Annotated in this window: 19 protein-coding genes; 13 read left to right on the top strand and 6 right to left on the bottom strand. The window is 62.3% G+C overall.

Annotated features, from left to right (window positions below; genetic code table 11):
- Positions 1-25: 25 nt before the first annotated feature.
- Positions 26-811 carry a YebC/PmpR family DNA-binding transcriptional regulator gene (locus AC01FP_RS00350; protein WP_474476653.1) on the bottom strand — a complete coding sequence of 262 codons (786 nt, stop codon included), beginning with the start codon at positions 809-811 and terminating at the stop codon, positions 26-28.
- Between the two features lie 28 nt (positions 812-839).
- Positions 840-1,727: a tRNA pseudouridine(55) synthase TruB gene (gene truB / locus AC01FP_RS00355; protein WP_474476656.1), complete on the bottom strand. Its 888-nt coding sequence runs from the start codon at positions 1,725-1,727 to the stop codon at positions 840-842.
- Positions 1,728-1,769: 42 nt separating this feature from the next.
- Between truB and AC01FP_RS00360 the strand changes: the two genes are divergently transcribed.
- Positions 1,770-2,498, top strand: coding sequence for a queuosine precursor transporter (locus AC01FP_RS00360; RefSeq protein WP_474476659.1), 729 nt, complete (start codon positions 1,770-1,772; stop codon positions 2,496-2,498).
- Positions 2,499-2,529: 31 nt separating this feature from the next.
- Positions 2,530-3,282, top strand: a complete 753-nt coding sequence (locus tag AC01FP_RS00365; RefSeq protein ID WP_474476662.1) for a class I SAM-dependent methyltransferase — start codon at positions 2,530-2,532, stop codon at positions 3,280-3,282.
- Between the two features lie 80 nt (positions 3,283-3,362).
- Here AC01FP_RS00365 and rpmA read toward each other — a convergent pair whose 3' ends face one another.
- Together rpmA and rplU are read right to left on the bottom strand one after the other, a co-directional pair.
- A complete protein-coding gene (rpmA, locus tag AC01FP_RS00370; RefSeq protein WP_254933859.1) occupies positions 3,363-3,626 on the bottom strand; it encodes a 50S ribosomal protein L27 in 264 nt (87 codons plus the stop codon).
- Positions 3,627-3,682: 56 nt separating this feature from the next.
- On the bottom strand, positions 3,683-4,048 hold the full coding sequence (gene rplU / locus AC01FP_RS00375; protein ID WP_474476665.1) for a 50S ribosomal protein L21: 366 nt from the start codon (positions 4,046-4,048) through the stop codon (positions 3,683-3,685).
- A gap of 193 nt (positions 4,049-4,241) precedes the next feature.
- On the opposite strand from rplU, the gene AC01FP_RS00380 reads away from it, so the two are divergent.
- Genes AC01FP_RS00380 through kaiC form a run of 3 tightly spaced genes read left to right on the top strand, consistent with a single transcriptional unit; the run spans position 4,242 to position 7,102 of the window.
- Positions 4,242-5,102: a circadian clock protein KaiA gene (locus AC01FP_RS00380; RefSeq protein ID WP_474476668.1), complete on the top strand. Its 861-nt coding sequence runs from the start codon at positions 4,242-4,244 to the stop codon at positions 5,100-5,102.
- A 19-nt stretch (positions 5,103-5,121) separates the two neighbouring features.
- Positions 5,122-5,532 (top strand): circadian clock protein KaiB, encoded by a 411-nt coding sequence (gene kaiB, locus AC01FP_RS00385; RefSeq protein WP_474476670.1) that lies wholly within the window; start codon positions 5,122-5,124, stop codon positions 5,530-5,532.
- A gap of 28 nt (positions 5,533-5,560) precedes the next feature.
- The gene (gene kaiC / locus AC01FP_RS00390; RefSeq protein ID WP_474476673.1) at positions 5,561-7,102 is read left to right on the top strand and encodes a circadian clock protein KaiC; all 1,542 of its coding nucleotides are present in this window, start codon (positions 5,561-5,563) and stop codon (positions 7,100-7,102) included.
- Between the two features lie 2 nt (positions 7,103-7,104).
- Here kaiC and AC01FP_RS00395 read toward each other — a convergent pair whose 3' ends face one another.
- Both AC01FP_RS00395 and purD read right to left on the bottom strand, forming a co-directional pair.
- Complete coding sequence (locus tag AC01FP_RS00395) at positions 7,105-9,075, bottom strand: HAMP domain-containing sensor histidine kinase (protein WP_474476676.1); 1,971 nt, start codon at positions 9,073-9,075, stop codon at positions 7,105-7,107.
- A complete protein-coding gene (gene purD, locus AC01FP_RS00400; protein ID WP_474476680.1) occupies positions 9,072-10,400 on the bottom strand; it encodes a phosphoribosylamine--glycine ligase in 1,329 nt (442 codons plus the stop codon). The genes AC01FP_RS00395 and purD overlap by 4 nt, the downstream gene beginning before the upstream one ends.
- Before the next feature lie 117 nt (positions 10,401-10,517).
- Between purD and AC01FP_RS00405 the strand changes: the two genes are divergently transcribed.
- The 8 genes from AC01FP_RS00405 (at position 10,518) to msrA (ending at position 18,448) form a co-directional block, all read left to right on the top strand.
- Complete coding sequence (locus AC01FP_RS00405) at positions 10,518-11,468, top strand: hypothetical protein (RefSeq protein WP_474476683.1); 951 nt, start codon at positions 10,518-10,520, stop codon at positions 11,466-11,468.
- Positions 11,465-12,220, top strand: coding sequence for a phosphoribosylaminoimidazolesuccinocarboxamide synthase (purC, locus tag AC01FP_RS00410; RefSeq protein ID WP_474476686.1), 756 nt, complete (start codon positions 11,465-11,467; stop codon positions 12,218-12,220). Before AC01FP_RS00405 ends, purC begins: the two co-directional genes overlap by 4 nt.
- A gap of 83 nt (positions 12,221-12,303) precedes the next feature.
- Positions 12,304-14,418 (top strand): BamA/TamA family outer membrane protein, encoded by a 2,115-nt coding sequence (locus tag AC01FP_RS00415; protein WP_474476688.1) that lies wholly within the window; start codon positions 12,304-12,306, stop codon positions 14,416-14,418.
- Positions 14,418-15,290, top strand: coding sequence for a UDP-3-O-acyl-N-acetylglucosamine deacetylase (gene lpxC, locus AC01FP_RS00420; protein WP_474476690.1), 873 nt, complete (start codon positions 14,418-14,420; stop codon positions 15,288-15,290). The genes AC01FP_RS00415 and lpxC overlap by 1 nt, the downstream gene beginning before the upstream one ends.
- 74 nt (positions 15,291-15,364) lie before the next feature.
- Complete coding sequence (gene fabZ, locus AC01FP_RS00425; protein WP_106502387.1) at positions 15,365-15,793, top strand: 3-hydroxyacyl-ACP dehydratase FabZ; 429 nt, start codon at positions 15,365-15,367, stop codon at positions 15,791-15,793.
- Complete coding sequence (lpxA, locus tag AC01FP_RS00430) at positions 15,793-16,599, top strand: acyl-ACP--UDP-N-acetylglucosamine O-acyltransferase (RefSeq protein WP_474476692.1); 807 nt, start codon at positions 15,793-15,795, stop codon at positions 16,597-16,599. Before fabZ ends, lpxA begins: the two co-directional genes overlap by 1 nt.
- Complete coding sequence (gene lpxB, locus AC01FP_RS00435) at positions 16,599-17,792, top strand: lipid-A-disaccharide synthase (protein WP_474476695.1); 1,194 nt, start codon at positions 16,599-16,601, stop codon at positions 17,790-17,792. Before lpxA ends, lpxB begins: the two co-directional genes overlap by 1 nt.
- Positions 17,789-18,448 (top strand): peptide-methionine (S)-S-oxide reductase MsrA, encoded by a 660-nt coding sequence (gene msrA, locus AC01FP_RS00440; RefSeq protein ID WP_474476698.1) that lies wholly within the window; start codon positions 17,789-17,791, stop codon positions 18,446-18,448. Before lpxB ends, msrA begins: the two co-directional genes overlap by 4 nt.
- Positions 18,449-18,545: the final 97 nt, after the last annotated feature.

The raw sequence follows: 18,545 nt of genomic DNA on the forward strand, positions 1-18,545 counted from the left end.
TTGGCCAGTGCTTGGCGCGCTGCTCTCAGCCCATCACCTCCGCCATCAGCGCCTCGTCGGCCTCCAGGTTGCTGGTGACGCTGCGCCCATCTTCCAGGTCCTCGAGGGCATCAAGCATGCTCAGGCAGGCGCGCAGAGTTTCGGCGTCGCTCAGGGGGCAGGCGGTTTGGGGAATCCAGCGGTGTTCCCAGCCCAACACTACCCAGCCCTGGCGGCGCAGGCCGTCCTGCAGGGCCTCTAGGTCGGCGAAGCCGCCGAATACCTCCAGCCCCCCTTGCTCGAGGGGGGTGTAGCCGAGGGCGGCGGGGCCGCCCTGCTCCTCCAGGGCCAGCAACCCTTCCAGCAGGGCTTCTTCATCGATGGCTTGGCCATCCCCGGCGGCCAGCTGCACCACCGAGCGCTGCTCAAACAGGTAGCCCACACAGCCCGTTTCGCCCAGGTTGCCGCCATGCTTGCCGAAGGCCAGGCGCACCTCGGCGGCAGTGCGGTTGCGGTTGTCGGTGAAGGCCTCCACCAGCACCGCCACGCCGCCCGGGCCGTAGCCCTCGTAGCGCACGGCTTCAAAGGCTTCGCCGCAGCCGCTTCCCTGGCCCGAACCCTTGGCGATGGCCCGCTCGATGTTGGCGTTGGGCATCCCGGCGGCTTTGGCCTTCTCGATGGCGGTGCGCAGCTGGAAGTTGCCGGCGGGGTCGGCCCCGCTTCGGGCCGCCACCATGATCTCCCTGCCAAGCCGGGTGAAAACGGCGCCGCGTTTGGAATCCACCACGGCCTTGGTGCGTTTGATCTGGGCCCACTTGCTGTGGCCGGCCATCGGGGTGCGGGGGGAGAGGAGCGAGGGGTTAGCCGGTTGCGTTGAAAACCAGCTTGGGCTGCAACAGGCCGCCTTCGCTGGTGCGAGCCATGCCAGCCAGGTTGCCATCCGGCCCCAGCACCGCCACCGGCTCTCCGGCCTCCAGCGACAGCCCATGGTCAAGGGTGCGGCCGCAGCGCCAGCCTTCAAGTTCTGCATCGAGCAGCTGCCGTTGGGGTAGGTGCCCCAGGGCTGCCAGCGGATTCAGCAGGGCGGGCAATGGCGCCTGATCGAGGGCCTCCAGTGGCACGGCCTGTTCGAGGCCAAAGCCCAGGGCCTCGCTGCGGCGCAGCTGCGCCAGGGCACCACCGCAGCCCAGCGCCCCGCCTAGGTCGCGGGCTAGGGAGCGGATGTAGGTGCCGGCCGAGCAGCGCACCAGCAGCTCGAGCCTTGCTGTGGCGCCATCCCAGCCGAGCAGCTCCAGTCGCTGGATTGTGACCGCTCGGGGCGCCAGCTCGACCTGCTCGCCCTGGCGCACTAGGGCATAGGCCCGCTGCCCCTCCACATGCACCGCCGACACCTGGGGCGGCACCTGGTCGATCGTGCCCCGAAAGCTCGCCAGGGCTGCCTCCAGATCCGCTGCCTCTAAAGCGGGCACCGCCAAGCGGGCCAGCACCTCACCCTCCAGATCGTCGCTGACGGTGCGCAGCCCTAGTTGCACCACGCCCCGATAGGTCTTGTCGCCCTCCAGGTAGGGCAGTAGCCGGGTGGCGGGGCCCAGGGCGATTGGCAGCACCCCGGTGACGGCTGGATCCAGGGTGCCGCCATGGCCCACGCGCTTGAGCTTGTAGGCGCGCCGCACCCGGGCGACACAGGCGTGGGAGGTGAGCCCCGCTGCCTTGTCGAGCACCAGAAAGCCGCAGGGCTGGTCAGCCATGGATGGGAGCGTCACCCTTGCAGCGTCCCATGTTCAGCGCCAATGACCCTGCAGCAGCGCCGCGACCTGGCGTTTCTGGTGCTGGCTGGGATCTTCCTGGGCACCATGGGCATGCTCAATATCCTCGGCCTCACCCGCTTTCTCCAGCTGGGCACGATCGGCTCCTGGCCGATCGTGGTGGCGGTGGGTGCCCTGCCCTATCCGGTCACCTTCCTGTGCACAGACCTGATCAGTGAGCTGTGGGGTGAGCAGAAGGCCTCCCAGCTGGTGTGGGTGGGTCTGCTGCTCAATGGCTGGATTGTGCTGATCCTTTGGCTTGGCGGCATCCTGCCGGGGCTGGCAGGCGCGCCCGATGCCACCTTCTTTGAGGTGCGCCGTCTGGCATTCGGCGCGGTTGGTGCCTCGATGGTGGCTTACCTGGCGGCCCAGTTCACCGACGTGCGGCTGTTCCATTTCTGGAAGCGCGTCAGTGGGGGCAAGGCCCTATGGCTGCGCAACAACGGCTCCACCCTGGTGAGCCAGCTGGTGGACACCAGCGCCGTGGTGCTGATTAGTCACTACGCCAGCCATGTGCTGCCTCTGCGCCCCGGCGAGCCGGTGGTGCCCCAGCTGGCCTCCTTCATCGCCAGTGGCTACCTGTTCAAACTTGTGGCAGCCCTGGCTGACACCCTGCCCTTCTATGGCCTGGTGGCCTGGCTGCGGCGCTGGTTAGAGGTACCTGGAGAAGGGGCTGAACTAGGGGAAGAGGCCCGTATCGGGGCAGGCTCCTAGGTTTACGCCCATCTAAAGGGCAAGGCAAGGCATGGGCGCGGCAGGGGAGCTGGAGTTGGGAGTGGAGCGGTTCTTGGTTGATGGCTTTGCCTTGCGCTCCCAGTTGGCCAGCTTCCTCGAGATTTCCCCCGAGGAGCTGGAGTGCCGCCTGCCCAGCAGCACCGACGACCTGGCCGCCCTGCACCCCGGTGCCTTTGATCCAGATCAGGCGGGTCGCTTTTATGAAGACACCGTTGGCACCGGCCATCTGCTGGAGTTGGCGGCTTGGCACCTAGGCAGCGCCGACTACATCGCCGACACCCTGCGGTTGCAGCAGCGTTTTGCCCGCGGCCAGGTGCTCGACTTCGGCGGCGGCATTGGCAGCCATGCCCTAGCTGCGGCAGCTCTTCCCGAGGTGGAGCGGGTGTGGTTTGTGGATCTCAATCCCCACAATCGGGCCTTTGTGCAGGCCCGCGCTGCCGAGCTCGGCCTGGGCGCCAAGTTGAGCTGCTATCGGGATTTGGCAGATCCGGCCCTGCCTGGGCGCTTCGACACGATCGTTTGCCTGGATGTGCTGGAGCATCTGAGCGATCCTGCCGTCCAGCTGGCCCGGTTTGCCGAGCGCCTCGCCCCAGCCGGCATCGCCCTACTCAACTGGTATTTCTTCAAGGGATTTCAGGGCGAGTACCCCTTTCACTTCGATGCCCCAGAGCTGGTGGAGGCCTTTTTCCGCACCCTGCAGAGCCGCTTTCTCGAGGTGTTTCACCCCTACCTGATCACCACCCGGGCCTACCGATTGGCCTGAAGGGCAGGAAGCCCGGGGCATAAAAAAGCCGGCGGATCTCCGCCGGCAGCAAGGAATCGCTTTAAGGGCCTGGGGCCAAATCAGCCGATGGCAACGTTGATGCGCTTGCGGTTGCGCAGGCCGCGCTTGATGCTCTCGAAGTTGACTACGCCATCCACCAGGGCGAACAAGGTGTCGTCGGAGCCGCGGCCCACATTGACCCCGGGCAGCACCGAGGTGCCGCGCTGGCGAATCAGGATGGAGCCGGCGCTCACGGTTTCACCGCCGTAGCGCTTGACGCCGAGGCGCTTGGAGTTGGAATCGCGGCCGTTGCGGGTTGAGCCTGTGCCTTTCTTGTGGGCCATGGATCGGGGGGATCAGCGTGTGGATATGGAAATTGAAAAGGGAGCGATAAAAAAGCTCAGGACAGGGCCTTGCCACCTAGGGAAATCGATTCGACCATCACCCGGGTCAACTCCTGACGGTGACCGTTCTTGCGCCGGGTCTTCTTCTTAGGGCGCATCTTGTAAATGATGATCTTGGGGCCGCGGCGATGGGCCATCACCTTGAGCTCAACGCTGGCTCCTTTGACGTACGGCTGGCCCAGAGTCGTGGTTTTGCCGTCGTTGATCAGCAACACGTTGTCGATGGTCAAGGTGCCGTCAACATCGATGCCAAGGCGGTCGAGGTCGTAGTAACGGTTCGGCTGCAGCCAAAACTGCTGGCCTGACGCCTCAACAATGGCGTAGGCGCCACTGGTGGCTGCGGATTCGGTGGTAGGGCTCATGGCGGCAGGAGCGTGGCCAGGCTGATGGCAATCTTTCGAGCACGGTTTTCAGAGAACCAGGCCTTAGGAAAAATTGACCATCATTTGGCCTGGCGCACAATCAAAAAACGAATAATAATCATCCCGTCCGGCCCTTCCTTTCGTCAACATTCGGGGGGCTCTCCCGCGGGTTGTCCCGCTGCTGAAGCGGCCTATGCCCGAACCGGCCCTCACCATCGCTTCTCTGATCCGAGATCCACGCCTGAAGCAAGCCTGCTCCCGCTGGCTGGCCGGGGGGCATTGCCTAATGGTGTGGGTTGACCCTGCCTGTAACCCTGTGGCGGAGCTTGATAGGCGACGGGAGGAATTCGACGCCGTGCTGCTGGAGCAGGGGGCCCTCAGCCGCGAGGACTGCCTTGCCCTAGTGGAATTGGGACTGCTGTTGCCGGCGGTGGTGATCGGTGGGGTGGGCGGCCAGATTGAGTTCCACGAAACTGAGGTGCATCTGCCCCCCGATCAGCTCGAGCAGCTCAGCTACAGCCTGGATGCGGCCGTCTCCCGCTTTCTGCGCCAGGGCCTGGCGGGACCTGATAGCCCCATAACTGCACAGAAGACCGAAACACCAGACCGCTGGAAGCTGGCCAACCGGCTAAAGGGCCGACTTGGTTTTGTTGGGGTCTACTACAAGCGGGATCCAGCTCGGTATCTGCGTAACCTGACTGAGCTGGAGAGGGAGGAGCTGCTCCATTCTCTGGAGCGCACCTATAGAGACCTGCTGCTCAGCTATTTCCGGGATCCAGCTGCGGCCAACCAGGCTCTGGAAAGTTTTGTCAATACGGCTTTTTTCAGTGACTTACCCATTACCAGAACTGTTGAGATTCACATGAATCTCATTGATGGCTTCTCCAACCAGCTCAAGCTGGAAGGGCACAAGAACGATTTCCTCCAGGATTATCGGTTGGCCCTGCTTGATGTGATGGCCCATCTCTGCGAGATGTATCGCCGCTCGATTCCAGCCGATGCGCCTTTGACTGGTCTCCCGGTCCAGGCGTTCGGCCAGCCCACGATGGCTTGAACCAGGAGGTTTCTTAATCATGACTCCACGCAAGACTTACATCCTCAAGCTCTACGTGGCGGGCAATACACCCAACTCGATGCGTGCCTTGAAAACACTGCGGAACATCCTGGAAACGGAATTCCGGGGTGTTTATGCACTCAAGGTGATTGATGTGCTGAAAAATCCCCAGTTGGCTGAGGAGGACAAGATTCTCGCTACCCCCACCCTGGCCAAGATCCTGCCGCCACCCGTACGCCGCATCATCGGCGATCTTTCCGATCGGGAACGGGTGTTGATCGGGCTTGATTTGCTTTACGAAGAACTTAACGAAGAGGGCTTCGAGGACGAAGAGGCCTTTGAGGATGAAGATGCTGGCGACGACGGCTCTGCCAGTTCATCGGTTAGCGCTCCTACAGATCCTCTCCCTTCTCTTGGGCCGTTGCCCTGAGTAGTTTTTGTTCAGTACCCCTTCCTCAATGCCGGACCCAAGCCCCGCCAGCAACCCTTTGATGCAGGTGCAGAAGCTCCCAACTGGGATTGAGGGCTTCGACGACGTGTGCCACGGCGGGCTGCCGATCGGCCGCTCCACCCTGATCAGCGGCACCTCTGGCACCGGGAAGACGGTGTTTTCCCTGAACTTCCTCTACAACGGCATTCGCCAGTACAACGAACCTGGAATTTTTGTAACCTTCGAGGAATCTCCTCTGGATATTCTGCGCAATGCGGCCAGCTTTGGCTGGGACTTGCAGGAGATGGTGGAGCAGGACAAGCTTTTTATCCTCGATGCCTCTCCGGATCCGGAAGGGCAGGACGTGGCGGGGAGCTTTGATCTTTCTGGCTTAATTGAGCGCATCAACTATGCGATCCGTAAATATAAGGCTCGCCGGGTGGTGATTGATTCGATTACGGCAGTATTTCAGCAATATGATGCTGTGTCGGTTGTGCGACGGGAGATTTTTCGGCTGATTGCCAGGCTCAAGGAAATTGGGGTCACCACAGTGATGACCACCGAGAGGATCGATGAATACGGTCCGATTGCCCGCTATGGCGTTGAAGAATTTGTATCCGACAACGTGGTGATTCTCCGTAACGTGCTGGAGGGTGAGCGGCGGCGGCGCACGGCGGAGATTCTCAAGCTGCGCGGCACCACCCATATGAAGGGTGAATTCCCCTTCACTATGGGCGCTCACGGCATCAGTGTTTTCCCGCTGGGCGCCATGCGCCTTACCCAACGCTCCTCAAATGTGCGGCTCAGCTCCGGCGTGCCCAGGCTTGATGTGATGTGCGGCGGCGGCTTCTTCAAGGATTCGATCATCCTGGCCACCGGTGCCACCGGTACGGGCAAAACGCTGCTGGTGTCCAAATTTGTCGAGGATGCATGCCGCTCTAAGGAGCGGGCAATTCTGTTTGCCTACGAAGAGTCCCGCGCCCAGCTGCTGCGCAATGCCACTAGTTGGGGCATTGATTTTGAGCAGATGGAGCAGGATGGCTTGCTCAAAATTATTTGCGCCTATCCCGAATCCACGGGCTTGGAAGATCACCTCCAAATCATCAAAACCGAAATAAGCCAATTCAAGCCTTCGCGGATGGCGATCGATTCCCTCAGTGCCCTAGCCCGGGGGGTGAGCCACAATGCCTTCCGTCAATTTGTGATTGGCGTCACTGGTTACGCCAAGCAGGAGGAGATCGCCGGCTTCTTTACGAACACCTCCGAGGAGTTCATGGGCAGTCATTCGATCACCGATTCCCATATCTCCACAATCACCGACACGATTCTGCTGCTGCAGTATGTAGAGATCCGCGGTGAAATGGCCCGGGCCTTAAACGTGTTCAAAATGCGCGGCTCCTGGCACGACAAGGGCATTCGTGAATTTGTGATCACCAGCAACGGCCCTGAGATCAAAGACTCCTTTTCCAACTTCGAGCGCATCATCTCCGGGGTGCCCCATCGGATCACCACCGACGAGCGCAGCGAGCTTTCCCGTATCGCCCGCAGCGTCGCCGACGACGGGACTTAAATTTATGCCTGGTCGTAGCGGCGTCGCTCGGCCATTACCCGCAGCTCGTCCGTGTCGGAATTCTCTAGAGGTAGGTCAAACCAGAAGGTGCTGCCCACCCCTGGAGCGCTGGCCATGCGCACCTGGGAGCCGTGTTTTTCGAGGTTGCCGCGCACAATTGATAGGCCCAGGCCGGTGCCGGCTTCGGTGTGCACGGCGTTTTCAACTCGATAGAAGCGATCAAAAATGCACTCTTGATCTGCATCCGAGATGCCGCAGCCGCTGTCGGCGATTTCGATTCGAATCCGGGGCAGGGGCGAGGTGAGATCACAGCTGGGGCTGTCGCTGCTGGGTTCGTTGCCCGGAGTTAGCTGGCAGAGATCGGGCCAGGGGTAGGCCCGCAGTTGCAGCCGCCCACCCTTGGGGGTGAACTTGAGGGCATTGCCCACCAGGTTGTCGAACACCTGGAGTAGCAGGTCCCAGTTGCCCAGGATGCGCGGCAGCTGGGGATCGGGCTCAAAGGCCAGGGAGACGCCCTTCTCATCGGCATTGAGGCGGTAGGTGCGCAGGATCTGCTCGATGGCTGGGGCCAGCTCCAGCGGCTCAAGGTTCCACTCCCGCTCCGACTCCAGCCGGGATAGGTCGAGTACGTCGTTGACGAGCCTGGTGAGCCGGTCGGCTTCGGCGTTGGCGATCCCCAGAAATTCGTGCTTTTCCTCTTCGCTGAGCTGGTCGCCTAGGTCGTAGAGGGTTTCCACGTAGCTCTTGATATTGCAGAGCGGCGTGCGCAGCTCGTGGGAGACATTGCTGATGAAGCGGCTTTGGGCGGCATTGAGCTCCACCTCGCGGGTTAGGTCTTGGATGGTCATGGCGATGCCCTTGAGGCTTTCGCCGCTGGCATCACTCACCGACTGCAAAACGATGCGCAGGGTGCGGATCGGTTCGCCAAAACTGCAACGCACATCGGCGCTCTCTCGGTCGCGGCAGGTCACGCTGTCGAGGGCTGGCTGCACCTCCATCGCCAACCGCTCTGGCAGCTCGGCAATCAGGTCGTTCCCCTCAAGGTTGCGGCCCTCCCAGCGGAACAGGCGACGCGCGGTGGGGTTGGCCAGCACAATTGCGCCCTCTGCATCCAGCAGCACCGCCCCATCGGCCATCTTGGCGATCAGCGACTGCTGCTTCACCTGGGCGGCGGTGAGCTCCTCGATGTTTGCGGCTTTGTAGTCCTCCAGCTGGGAGGCCATGGTGTTGAAGCCGTCGAGCAGCTCCCCCAATTCCCCGCCCACCGGCAGGGCCAGCCGGGTTTCGAAATTGCCTCCAGCGATCGAGCGCACACCTTGCAATAGCTCTTTCACAGGGCGGGTGATGGTGAGGGCATTGAAAACAGCCCCCAAAATCACCAGCACCCAGATTGAGATGAATACCGCCACTGTCACCTCCCGGGTGAGGGCGGCACTGGCCAGCAGGGTTTCGTTGGGATTGATACCCAGGGCCAGGACGCCGAGATAGCGGCCGTCACTAACCATCGGCACAAACACATCGGTCACTTGGCCACCGGGGCTGAGGTGCTGGCGGATCAGGGGCGTATCGGGCCGTTTTTGTAGGTCTGCGGGTAATTCGAGGCGGCGACTGAGCAATAATTCGCTACTGCCTGAGCTGGCGCCGATCGGAATGCCCAGATAAATCAATCCTTCTGGATCGGCGAAAAAGATGTAGCGGAGGCTGCGGCTGGAGCGCCAGAAACGATCTGCCACCGCAGCCAGCTCGCGGTCGTTGCCCTCCGCTACCAAGGGCGTGATGTTGGCTGAGAGCAGCAGGCCTAGATCTCGGGCGTAGCGGGTATCGCTCAGCTGGGCATCTCTCTGGATGCCGTTGAGGGCCAAGAAGGTGATGCCCGTCATCAGCAGGCTCACCACCAGGGTGGCCACAGCCAGCAGCTTGGTCTGCAGGCTGAATTCCGCCCACCAGCTGCCCATGGCCTGGCGCCAGCTCATCGGCTGCGCACCTGATAGCCGATGTCGCGGCGGAAGGTCATGCCTTCAAAGTGCACCTGGGCAAGCCCGGCGTAGGCCCGCTCGAAGGCGGTATTGAAGTCGTCGGCCTGGGCCACCAGCGCCAGCACCCGGCCGCCGCTGGTTAGGCAGCGGCCGTGGTCATCTCGGCGGGTGCCGGCGTGGAACAGCTGCAACTGGTCGGTGGGCTGCAGGGCGCTTTCGATGGGGTCGCCGCGGCGCAGCTCACCCGGGTAGCCCTCCGCAGCGGCGATAACGCAGGCACTGCAGCCGGGATGGATGGTGAGGGCTGGTGCCTGATCAAGGTTGCCATTGGCGCAGGCCAGCAGAATTTGGGCTAGCTCCGGCCCCAGCAATGGCATCAGGGTTTCGCACTCCGGATCGCCGAAGCGGCAATTGAATTCGATCACGCTCGGTCCGGTTGCGGTGAGCATCAAACCGGCGTAGATCACGCCGCGATAGTCAATGCCTCGAGCCCGCAGGGCGGCCACGGTGGGCTCAAGCACCAGCTGACGCACCTCTTCTAGGCCGGCTGCATCCAATAGGGGAGCCGGGGCGTAGGCGCCCATGCCGCCGGTGTTGGCGCCGGTGTCGCCTTCGCCGATGCGCTTGTGATCCTGGGCAGTGGGCAGCAGCACCATGCGCTGGCCATCGCAGAGGGCGAATACGGACACCTCGGGGCCAACGGTGCGCTCCTCCAGCACCAGGGAGACGTTTGCCAATTCGGCGCCAGCCGCCTTGGGGCCGGCGTCGAAGCGGCCGGCAAAAATTTCTTCGATGGCGTCGCGAGCCTCCTCAAGGCTTTCGGCCACCGTGACACCCTTACCGGCGGCCAGGCCGTCGGCCTTCACCACCAGGGGGCGCCCTTGGGCTTCCAAAACCTGCAGGGCCTGTTCGCGGCTATTAGCGGACCAGTAGCCGGCAGTAGGAATGCCGGCCTCCTGCATCAGCTCCTTGGCCCACTGTTTACTTGCCTCCAGCCGCGCCCCATCGGCCCCTGGACCGAAGCAGGGGAATCCGGCGGCGCGCAGGCTGTCGGCCAGGCCAGCAGCTAGGGGGGCTTCCGGACCAACCACCACTAGCTCAATCGCCAGCTCGCGGCAGGCGGCCACTAATCCGGCCGGGTCGGATTCGGCGATGGCAAGTTGCTGGCAGCCCGGCAGCTCCGAGCTGCCCCCATTGCCCGGAGCAATCCACACCGCCTCAACCCCTGGCGAGCGGGCTAGGGCCCAGCCCAGCGCATTTTCGCGGCCGCCAGCGCCGATCACCAGGATTCTTGTGGGTGTTGGGCAGGGGGCGGTGGGCATGGGCCGGATACAGGGGGAGGGATAGCTCTTAAGTTGGGCCGTGCTGCGGGGGGCCGCCGAGCCCTGTTTCTCGACATGCAGGCAATGCCAGCGCCATTCTCCCCCCGAGCCCGGCTCTTGCCGATTTTTAGCGCGGCGCTAGCTGGCCTGGCCGTCGCTTGCGCTTCTGTTGCCAGCGCCGCTGCAACCAGGCCAGCTAGCGCCGATCCCGCCCTGGTCGCCCTGTTGCGCGATGGAGATCTAAGTGCCCTTGATGCTGCGTGCGTCAGTGCCGTAGAGGGGCGCGATGGACCGCTGTTGCGCCAGCTGCAACAGCGGCTGCTCTCCATCCACCCAGCCCCCCAACCCCTGTCGGTGGTGCTGGCTAATGCCCACAGCCTGTTGAGCTGCCAGGCCCCTGATGGGGCCCTGCAGGTGCTTGGGCGGGTGGGGCCGGCGCCAGGCGCTGAGCGGACCCAGTGGCTAGTGCTGCAGTGGCGTGCTGCCCAGGCGGGCCTGCACCACCAGCTGGCGGCCGATGCCCTCGAGCGGCTTGCGGCTGGCAACCTTGGGCAGCTGGCGTTGTTGGAGCTACCGGTGGGCCAGCGCCAGGACGGCACCCCAGTGAATCGCCCAGCCCTGGATCTGCTGGCGGGCCATCTCGAAAGCCTGGGTCAACGGCAACGGGCCGCCGAGGTGTTGGTCAGCAGCGCCCAGCCCGGAGCAGCGACGGCGGCCCGGTTGTCCCAGGCGGTGGCGCTGTTTGAAGGCCTGCCGGCCGCCCAGCAGGACCGCCTGCTGGAGCTGGCCCTAGAGCAGGCTGCGGCCTCAGGCAGCTGGGGTTTGGTGGCTGGGATCCTCGACCAGCAGCTGGCCCTGGCTGGCAGTACGCCAGAGCAAGTCGCCCGCGCCACGGAGCGGCGCCTGCGCCTAAGCGCCCGCATTGACGATGCCTACGGTGAATGGCTGTTGCAACGTCGGGATCCGGCGGCCTTGTCCCGGCAGGGTGACCTGGAGCGCCAATTGCGCTCCCCCCGCTCTCCCAGCGGCCATGCCGCCGCACCCCAGTCCCCCGATCCCCAGCCATGACGGCCTACAACCTTGGTTCCCTGCTTTACGAAGGCAAGGCAAAACGGGTTTACGCCACTGATCAGCTCGACTTGGTGGCAATTGAATATAAAGATGATGCCACTGCCTTCAACGCGCTTAAAAAGGCCCAACTGGCAGGAAAGGGGGAGTTGAACTGCCGAATTTCGGCCTTGCTCTTTGAACATCTGGCCGCGCGGGGTGTGCCCACCCACTACCTAGGGGTCGATGGCAACCGCTGGATGCTGGCCCGTCCAGTGCGGGTGATCCCGATCGAAGTGGTGATTCGCAACGTCGCTGCGGGCTCGCTTTGCAAGCAGATGCCCATCGAGCCAGGCTCGCCGCTGGAGCCGCCCTTGCTTGATCTCTATTACAAAGATGATGGCTTCGGAGATCCCCTGCTTACGGAAGCCCGCCTTGAGCAGTTGGGTTTGGTGACCCCCGAGCAGCGCTGCCAGCTGGAGGTTCTGGCCCGTCAAGTGAACCGCGAACTGCTGGCCTTGTTTGATTCGATTGGCTTACAGCTGGTGGATTTCAAGATCGAATTGGGGCACACGGCTAGCGGTGAATTGGTGATTGCAGATGAGATCAGCCCCGATACCTGTCGTCTCTGGGATCGGGCGGTGCTGGATAGCCAGGACCGGATTTTGGACAAGGATCGATTCCGACAGGACTTAGGCGGTGTTGTCGAGGCCTACGGGGAGGTCCTCAAACGGGTCCAAGGGGCTTGTCCTCAACCCAGGGTCTACCGGTAAGGTCAGCGGAATTTGCGGCCTGTCCGCTCCGCTACCCCTTTCCCATGGCCGGATCGCTGAGTTTGAGGGCTATTTGGCCCCTAATGGGCGCCGCCCTCCTCTCGGCGACCCCGGCCCTGGCCCAACCTGCATCGCAGCAGGTGGACAATCCATTGGCGGATCCGGCCAACCAGGCGCCCGCTCCACAAACGCCGTTTCCCGCCCAGGCCGCCCCGGTAGCTGAGCCTGCTGCCAGAGCTGAGCCCAAGGTCTTGATCGCTGAGGTAGTGATCGAAGGGCTACAAGACCACCCTGAACGGGAGCGGCTGGAGCTGGCCGCCTACGCAGCGATGGCGGTCACACCAGGTTCGCGGGTTACCCGCAACGAGCTGCAGACCGACCTGTCAGCGATCTACGCCAGCGGCTGGTTTTCCGATGTGCGGATCCAGCCAGTTGACGGCCCGTTGGGCGTGCGACTGGTGGTGGTGGTGGTGGCCAACCCTGTGCTGCAGCAGGTAAAGCTGGATCCAGCTGATCTGAAGTTGCCCGAGCAGGTAGTCAAGGACACCTTCGCTGCTGACTACGGCAAAACTCTCAACCTCAACACCCTGCAGACCCGCATGCAGGAGTTGCAGCGCTGGTATGCCGATCAGGGCTACTCCTTGGCGCGGATCACCGGTCCTAGCCGGGTTAGTCCGGAGGGGGTGGTGGAGCTGCTGGTGCGCCAGGGCACCGTCGAGGGGGTTGAGGTCCAGTTCCTCAACAAGGAGGGCTCTGCCACCAACGACAAAGGCGAGCCAATTCGGGGCAAGACCAAGCCTTGGGTTGTGACCCGAGAGGTGTCGTTGCGCCCCGGCCAGGTATTCAACCGCCGCGAGCTGGAGGAGGATATCAAGCGCATTTATGGCACTGGCCTGTTTAGCGATGTCAAGGTGACGCTCAAGCCGGTGCCGGCCGAGCCTGGCAAGGTGGTAATTGTGCTCGGCATTGTTGAGCAGTCCAGCGGTTCTTTGTCAGGCGGCCTGGGTTACAGCCAGAGCCAGGGCGTGTTTGGTCAGATCCAGTTGCAGGACAGCAACCTGTTTGGTCGGGCCTGGGATCTGGGCACCAACATTTCCTACGGCCAGTACGGCGGGCTTGGTGATGTCACCTTCACCGATCCCTGGATTAAGGACAACAAATACCGGACTTCCTTCCGGGCTCGCTTCTTCTTCAGTCGTGAAGTGCCCCAGTTGTTCCAGAACGAAAACAACTCTTTCACCTACGAGTTGCAGAACTTTGATGGAGCCGATTTTGACGTAGTCACTAGTCGAACTGTTAATAATAATGGCACCGAAACTGTAACCACTAATTTTGATACTGTCGCGATTCAGAGGATCGGCGCCAACATTCAGTTTGTGCGACCTCTCAATGGTGGTAATCCCTATAAGAAAGCTCCCTGGAATTTGATTCTCTCCTTTGGTGGGCAAGAAGTTACGCCAATGGATTTTTCCGGTAGCAAGTACTCCTTTGGGGTGGTTGGTGCTACGACATCTCCTGATACAGTTCCTAGCAATAAGGTTATTTGCCTAGCCTTCAACTGCGCCTCTGAAAACCAACTTGTCAGCTTTCGGGTCGGGGCTACTTACAGCACCCTTAACGACCCTCGCAATCCTACTAAGGGTAATTTCCTTAGCCTAGGCACTGAACAATTTATTTCTGTCGGGGAAAACTCCCCAACCTTTAACCGCGTTCGCGGCAGCTTCACCCACTACATACCTGTGGAGTGGTTGAAGATCTTCAAGGGCTGCCGGCCTAAGCCCGGTGAGACCAAAGACTGTAAGCAGGCACTGGCCTTCCAAGTTTCAGCTGGAACCTTGGTGGGCAGTGATATCCCGCCCTATGAGGCTTTCTGTCTGGGTGGTGGCAACTCCGTGCGTGGTTATTACGACTGTGATTTGGGAGTTGGCAAAAGTTTTGCTGAGGCCACGATTGAATATCGCTTCCCAATCTTCAGCATCATTAGTGGTGAAATTTTCTTTGACGCTGGCACCACTTTTGGGACCCAGGCAGACATTCCTGGCAACCCTGGCGGCCTGCTTGGCAAGAAGGGTGAGGGTTATTCCCCAGGCGTTGGCCTAATCGTGACTACACCAGTGGGGCCCCTGCGCCTTGAAGTTGCCACCCAAGATTTCTCCAGCGACTGGCGCTTCAACTTGGGCGTGGGCTGGAAGTTCTAGTGGCGCCATGGCCCAGCGATTATTGTGGTGCCTGGACCTTGAGCCAGCCGGTGCAACGGCTGGGTGTGGGTCTGCACAGCGGCCAACAGAGCCAGGTGCGCTTGCAGCCATCAGAGCGCCCGGGTTATTGGGTGGGTTGGCTAGATGCACCTGAGCTTCCCTTGATACGTTTGGCGCCGGATCAAGTGAGGGACACTCAGCTTTGCACTGCTTTACGGCTAGATCAACGCCGGCTGGCCACGGTTGAGCACCTGCTGGCTGCCCTGGCCGGCACCGGTGTTACCCAGGCTGAAATTTTGGTGAGGGGCGAGGAAATCCCTTTGCTGGATGGATCGGCCCTGCCCTGGGTTGAGGCGCTAGGCGAAGCGGGGCTTCAGGCCCTGCCCTATGCAGCGGCGGCGCTGGAGCTTGAGCTGCCGCTCACAGTGAGTAGTGGCGTCAGCTTTGTCACGGCCCTGCCCCATGACGGCCTACGGCTAGGTGCGGCGATTGAATTTGCCGATGCGGCCATTGGTCGCCAACTGTTTTCACTCGATTTGTCACCGTGCGCTTTTGTTGAGCAGATCGCTCCGGCTCGCACTTTCGGGCTGCGCTCCCAGGTGGAACAGCTGCGGGCGGCTGGCCTGATCCGGGGTGGCTGCCTTGAGAACGCCCTTGTGTGTGATGGCGACAGCTGGCTCAATCCGCCGCTGCGGTTTGTGGAGGAACCGGTGCGCCATAAAATCCTGGACTTGTTGGGCGACCTGGCGCTGATCGGATTGCCTCGGGCTCAGGTTTTCGCCTACCGCGGCTCCCACGGACTCCACACCTCTTTGGCTGCGGCCCTGGCCGGCCTTTCCAGCTCCTCCCCCACCAGTTCTCCGCCTAGTTGATGCCCTTGTCTGACGCCAGCCCACCGCTATCTGAGTCCGCCGCGCCTGTGTCTTCGGATCCCACAGCGGCTGTGATCCTTACCAGCGAGCAGATTCAAGGACTGCTGCCCCACCGCTACCCATTTGCTCTGGTGGATCGGGTGATTGAGCATGAGCCGGGTAAACGGGCTGTGGCGATCAAGAACGTCACCCTCAATGAACCGCAGTTTCAGGGCCATTTTCCCGGTCGCCCCCTGATGCCGGGAGTGTTGATCGTTGAGGCAATGGCCCAGGTGGGTGGGCTGATTGTCACCCAGATGCCCGATCTGCCCAAGGGGCTTTTCGTTTTTGCTGGCATTGACGGTGTGCGGTTTCGTCGTCCGGTGGTGCCTGGCGACCAGCTAGTGATCACCTGCGAGCTGCTGAGCCTCAAACGCCGCCGTTTCGGCAAGGTCAAGGCTGAAGCCAGCGTGGATGGCCTGCTGGTCTGCTCTGGGGAACTGATGTTCTCGCTGGTGGACTGATGGCCACGACCATCCATCCCACGGCTGTTGTCGATCCCAAAGCTCAGCTGGCTGAGGGTGTTGAAGTTGGGCCCTACGCCGTGATCGGCCCCCAGGTGGAGCTTGGTGCCGGCTGCCGCATAGGGCCCCATGTGGTTCTCGATGGCAGGGTGCGGATGGGCCGCGATAACCGCATATTTCCCGGGGCCTGCATCGGCCTCGAACCCCAGGATCTCAAATACACGGGAGATCCCACCGAGGTGGTGCTGGGCGACGAGAACACCATCAGGGAGTGCGTCACCATTAATCGAGCCACCACTGGCCACCAGCAAACGCGCCTTGGTAGCGGCAATCTGCTGATGGCCTATTGCCATCTGGGCCACAACTGCGAATTAGGCGACCGGATCGTGATCGCCAATGGGGTGGCAGTGGCAGGCCACGTGGTGATCGGCGATCGGGCGGTGATCGGCGGCGTGCTCGGCATTCACCAGTTTGTCCATATCGGCACCCTGGCCATGGTGGGTGGTATGAGCCGCATCGAGCGAGATGTGCCGCCGTTCACCATGGTGGAGGGCCATCCCTCCCGTGTTAGAGCACTTAACAAGATCGGGCTGCGGCGCAGCGGCCTGGTTGAGCAAGATGACGGCCAGCAGTTTGAGCAGCTCAAGCAGGCCTGGACCCTGCTCTACCGAAGTGGCCTCACCTTGGCCGAAGCCCTAAGCCAGTTGCGCTCCCAGCCCCTGGGCGGCGCTGCCGACCAGCTTTGCAGTTTCCTGGAGGCCTCCATTGGCCCCTCCCGCCGCGGGCCGATCCCGGGGTCGCGCTGATGCTGCGGTTGCTGGTGAGCACCGGTGAGGTGTCCGGGGATTTGCAGGGATCGCTGTTGGTCAAGGCGTTGCACGAGGAGGCCCGGCGCCGCCAGCTCGATCTCGAGATCGTGGCCCTTGGTGGCGAGCGCATGGAACGCGCCGGTGCGGCACTGCTGGCTAACACCACCCGGATGGGTGCCATCGGCTTGCTGGAGGCGATTCCCTTTGTGTTGCCGACCCTGAGGTTGCAGCGGCGCTTGAAGCGTTGGTTTCGCCGCGATCCTCCCGATGGCGTGGTGCTGATCGACTACATGGGCCCCAATGTGAGCCTGGGGCTGCGGCTTAAACGCAGATTTCCCAAGGTGCCCGTCACGTACTACATCGCCCCGCAGGAGTGGGCATTTAAATTCGGCAACGGCGGCCGCTCCAATCTGATCAGCTTCACCAATCAGATCCTGGCGATTTTTCAGGAGGAGGCTCGTTTCTATCGCTGCCGTGGCGCCAATGTCACCTACGTGGGCCATCCCCTGCTCGACACCATCGGTGAAGTGCCAAGCCAGCTGCAGGCACGCTTGCAGCTCGGCCTGCGCGGTGATGCACCGGTGCTGCTGTTGATGCCGGCATCGCGGCGCCAGGAGATCCGTTACATGCTGCCCCATATCGTGGCGGCGGCGGCTGAGCTGCAGCGCCAGCGGCCTGAGCTGCAGGTGGTGGTGCCGGCGGGATTGCCTGGCTTCGAGGCCCATCTGGCGCGGCAATTGAGCAAGGCTGGGGTGCGGGCGGTGATCATTGCTGCCGCCGATTCCGACCAACTCAAGGCCAGCCTCTGCGCCGCCGCCGATGTAGCCCTCGCTAAATCGGGCACGGTGAATTTGGAATTGGCCCTGCGGGGGGTGCCCCAGGTGGTGGTCTATCGCGTCAGCCGGGTGACAGCCTTTGTGGCCCGCCACATCCTGCGCTTCAGCGTGCCCCACATTTCTCCTGTAAACCTTGTGCTGGGAGAGCGGCTGGTGCCGGAGCTGCTGCAGGAGGACCTCACGGCAGCGGCAATCGTGCGCGAGGCCCTACCGCTACTTGAACTTGATGTCACCTCTGGGGCACGCCAAACCATGCTGGAGGGCTACCGCCGTCTGCGATTGGAACTAGGAGAGCCGGGAGTCACCCAGCGGGCAGCATCCGCCATCTTTGACCAGGTGCTGGAAGCTCGATGACCCGACCCCCTTTTTGCTTGGCCCGTCCCCTGGCCTGGCTGCTGAGCTTGCTGCTTCTGGTGTGCGCAGCTCCCGCCCAGGCTGGCGCTGCGTCGCAGGAAGCCGTGCTCGCTGGCGGCTGTTTCTGGTGCCTAGAACACGATCTTGAGAAGCTCCCCGGGGTGCTGGATGCCCAGAGTGGTTACAGCGGTGGCGCCGGAGCCAACCCCACCTACAGCCAGGTATCGGCTGGGGGCACGGGCCACCAAGAGGTGGTGCGGGTCCGCTTTGATCCCGCCCGGATCAGCTACGCAACCCTGCTGCGCTCTTATTGGCGCAACATCGACCCCCTCGATGGCGGCGGTCAGTTTTGCGATCGCGGCAGCTCCTATCGGCCAGTGATTTTCACCAGCGGCTCCGATCAACAAACCCAGGCCCAAGCCAGCCTGCGCTCGGCGGCGGCAGAGCTGGGCCGTCCGGTAGAGGCCTTGAAGGTGCAAATCAAGCCGCTCAACCGCTTTTGGCCTGCGGAGGGCTATCACCAGAACTATGCGGAGCTAAATAGCGTCAAATACAACTACTACCGCTGGGCCTGCGGCCGAGATCGGCGGCTGGATTTGGTGTGGGGTAAGCGCGCCCGCAGCGGGTCGACCTGGATTTCCGGTAGGAAATCCTGACCAATGGCCGTTCTTGGGGGAGCGCTAGCAGCTCAGGGATAGCAGCAATATTGGGGGGAATATGAGTGTCCCAACCGCTTGCTTAGTACTAAGGGTC

The organism is Cyanobium sp. NIVA-CYA 375, from assembly GCF_056108345.1.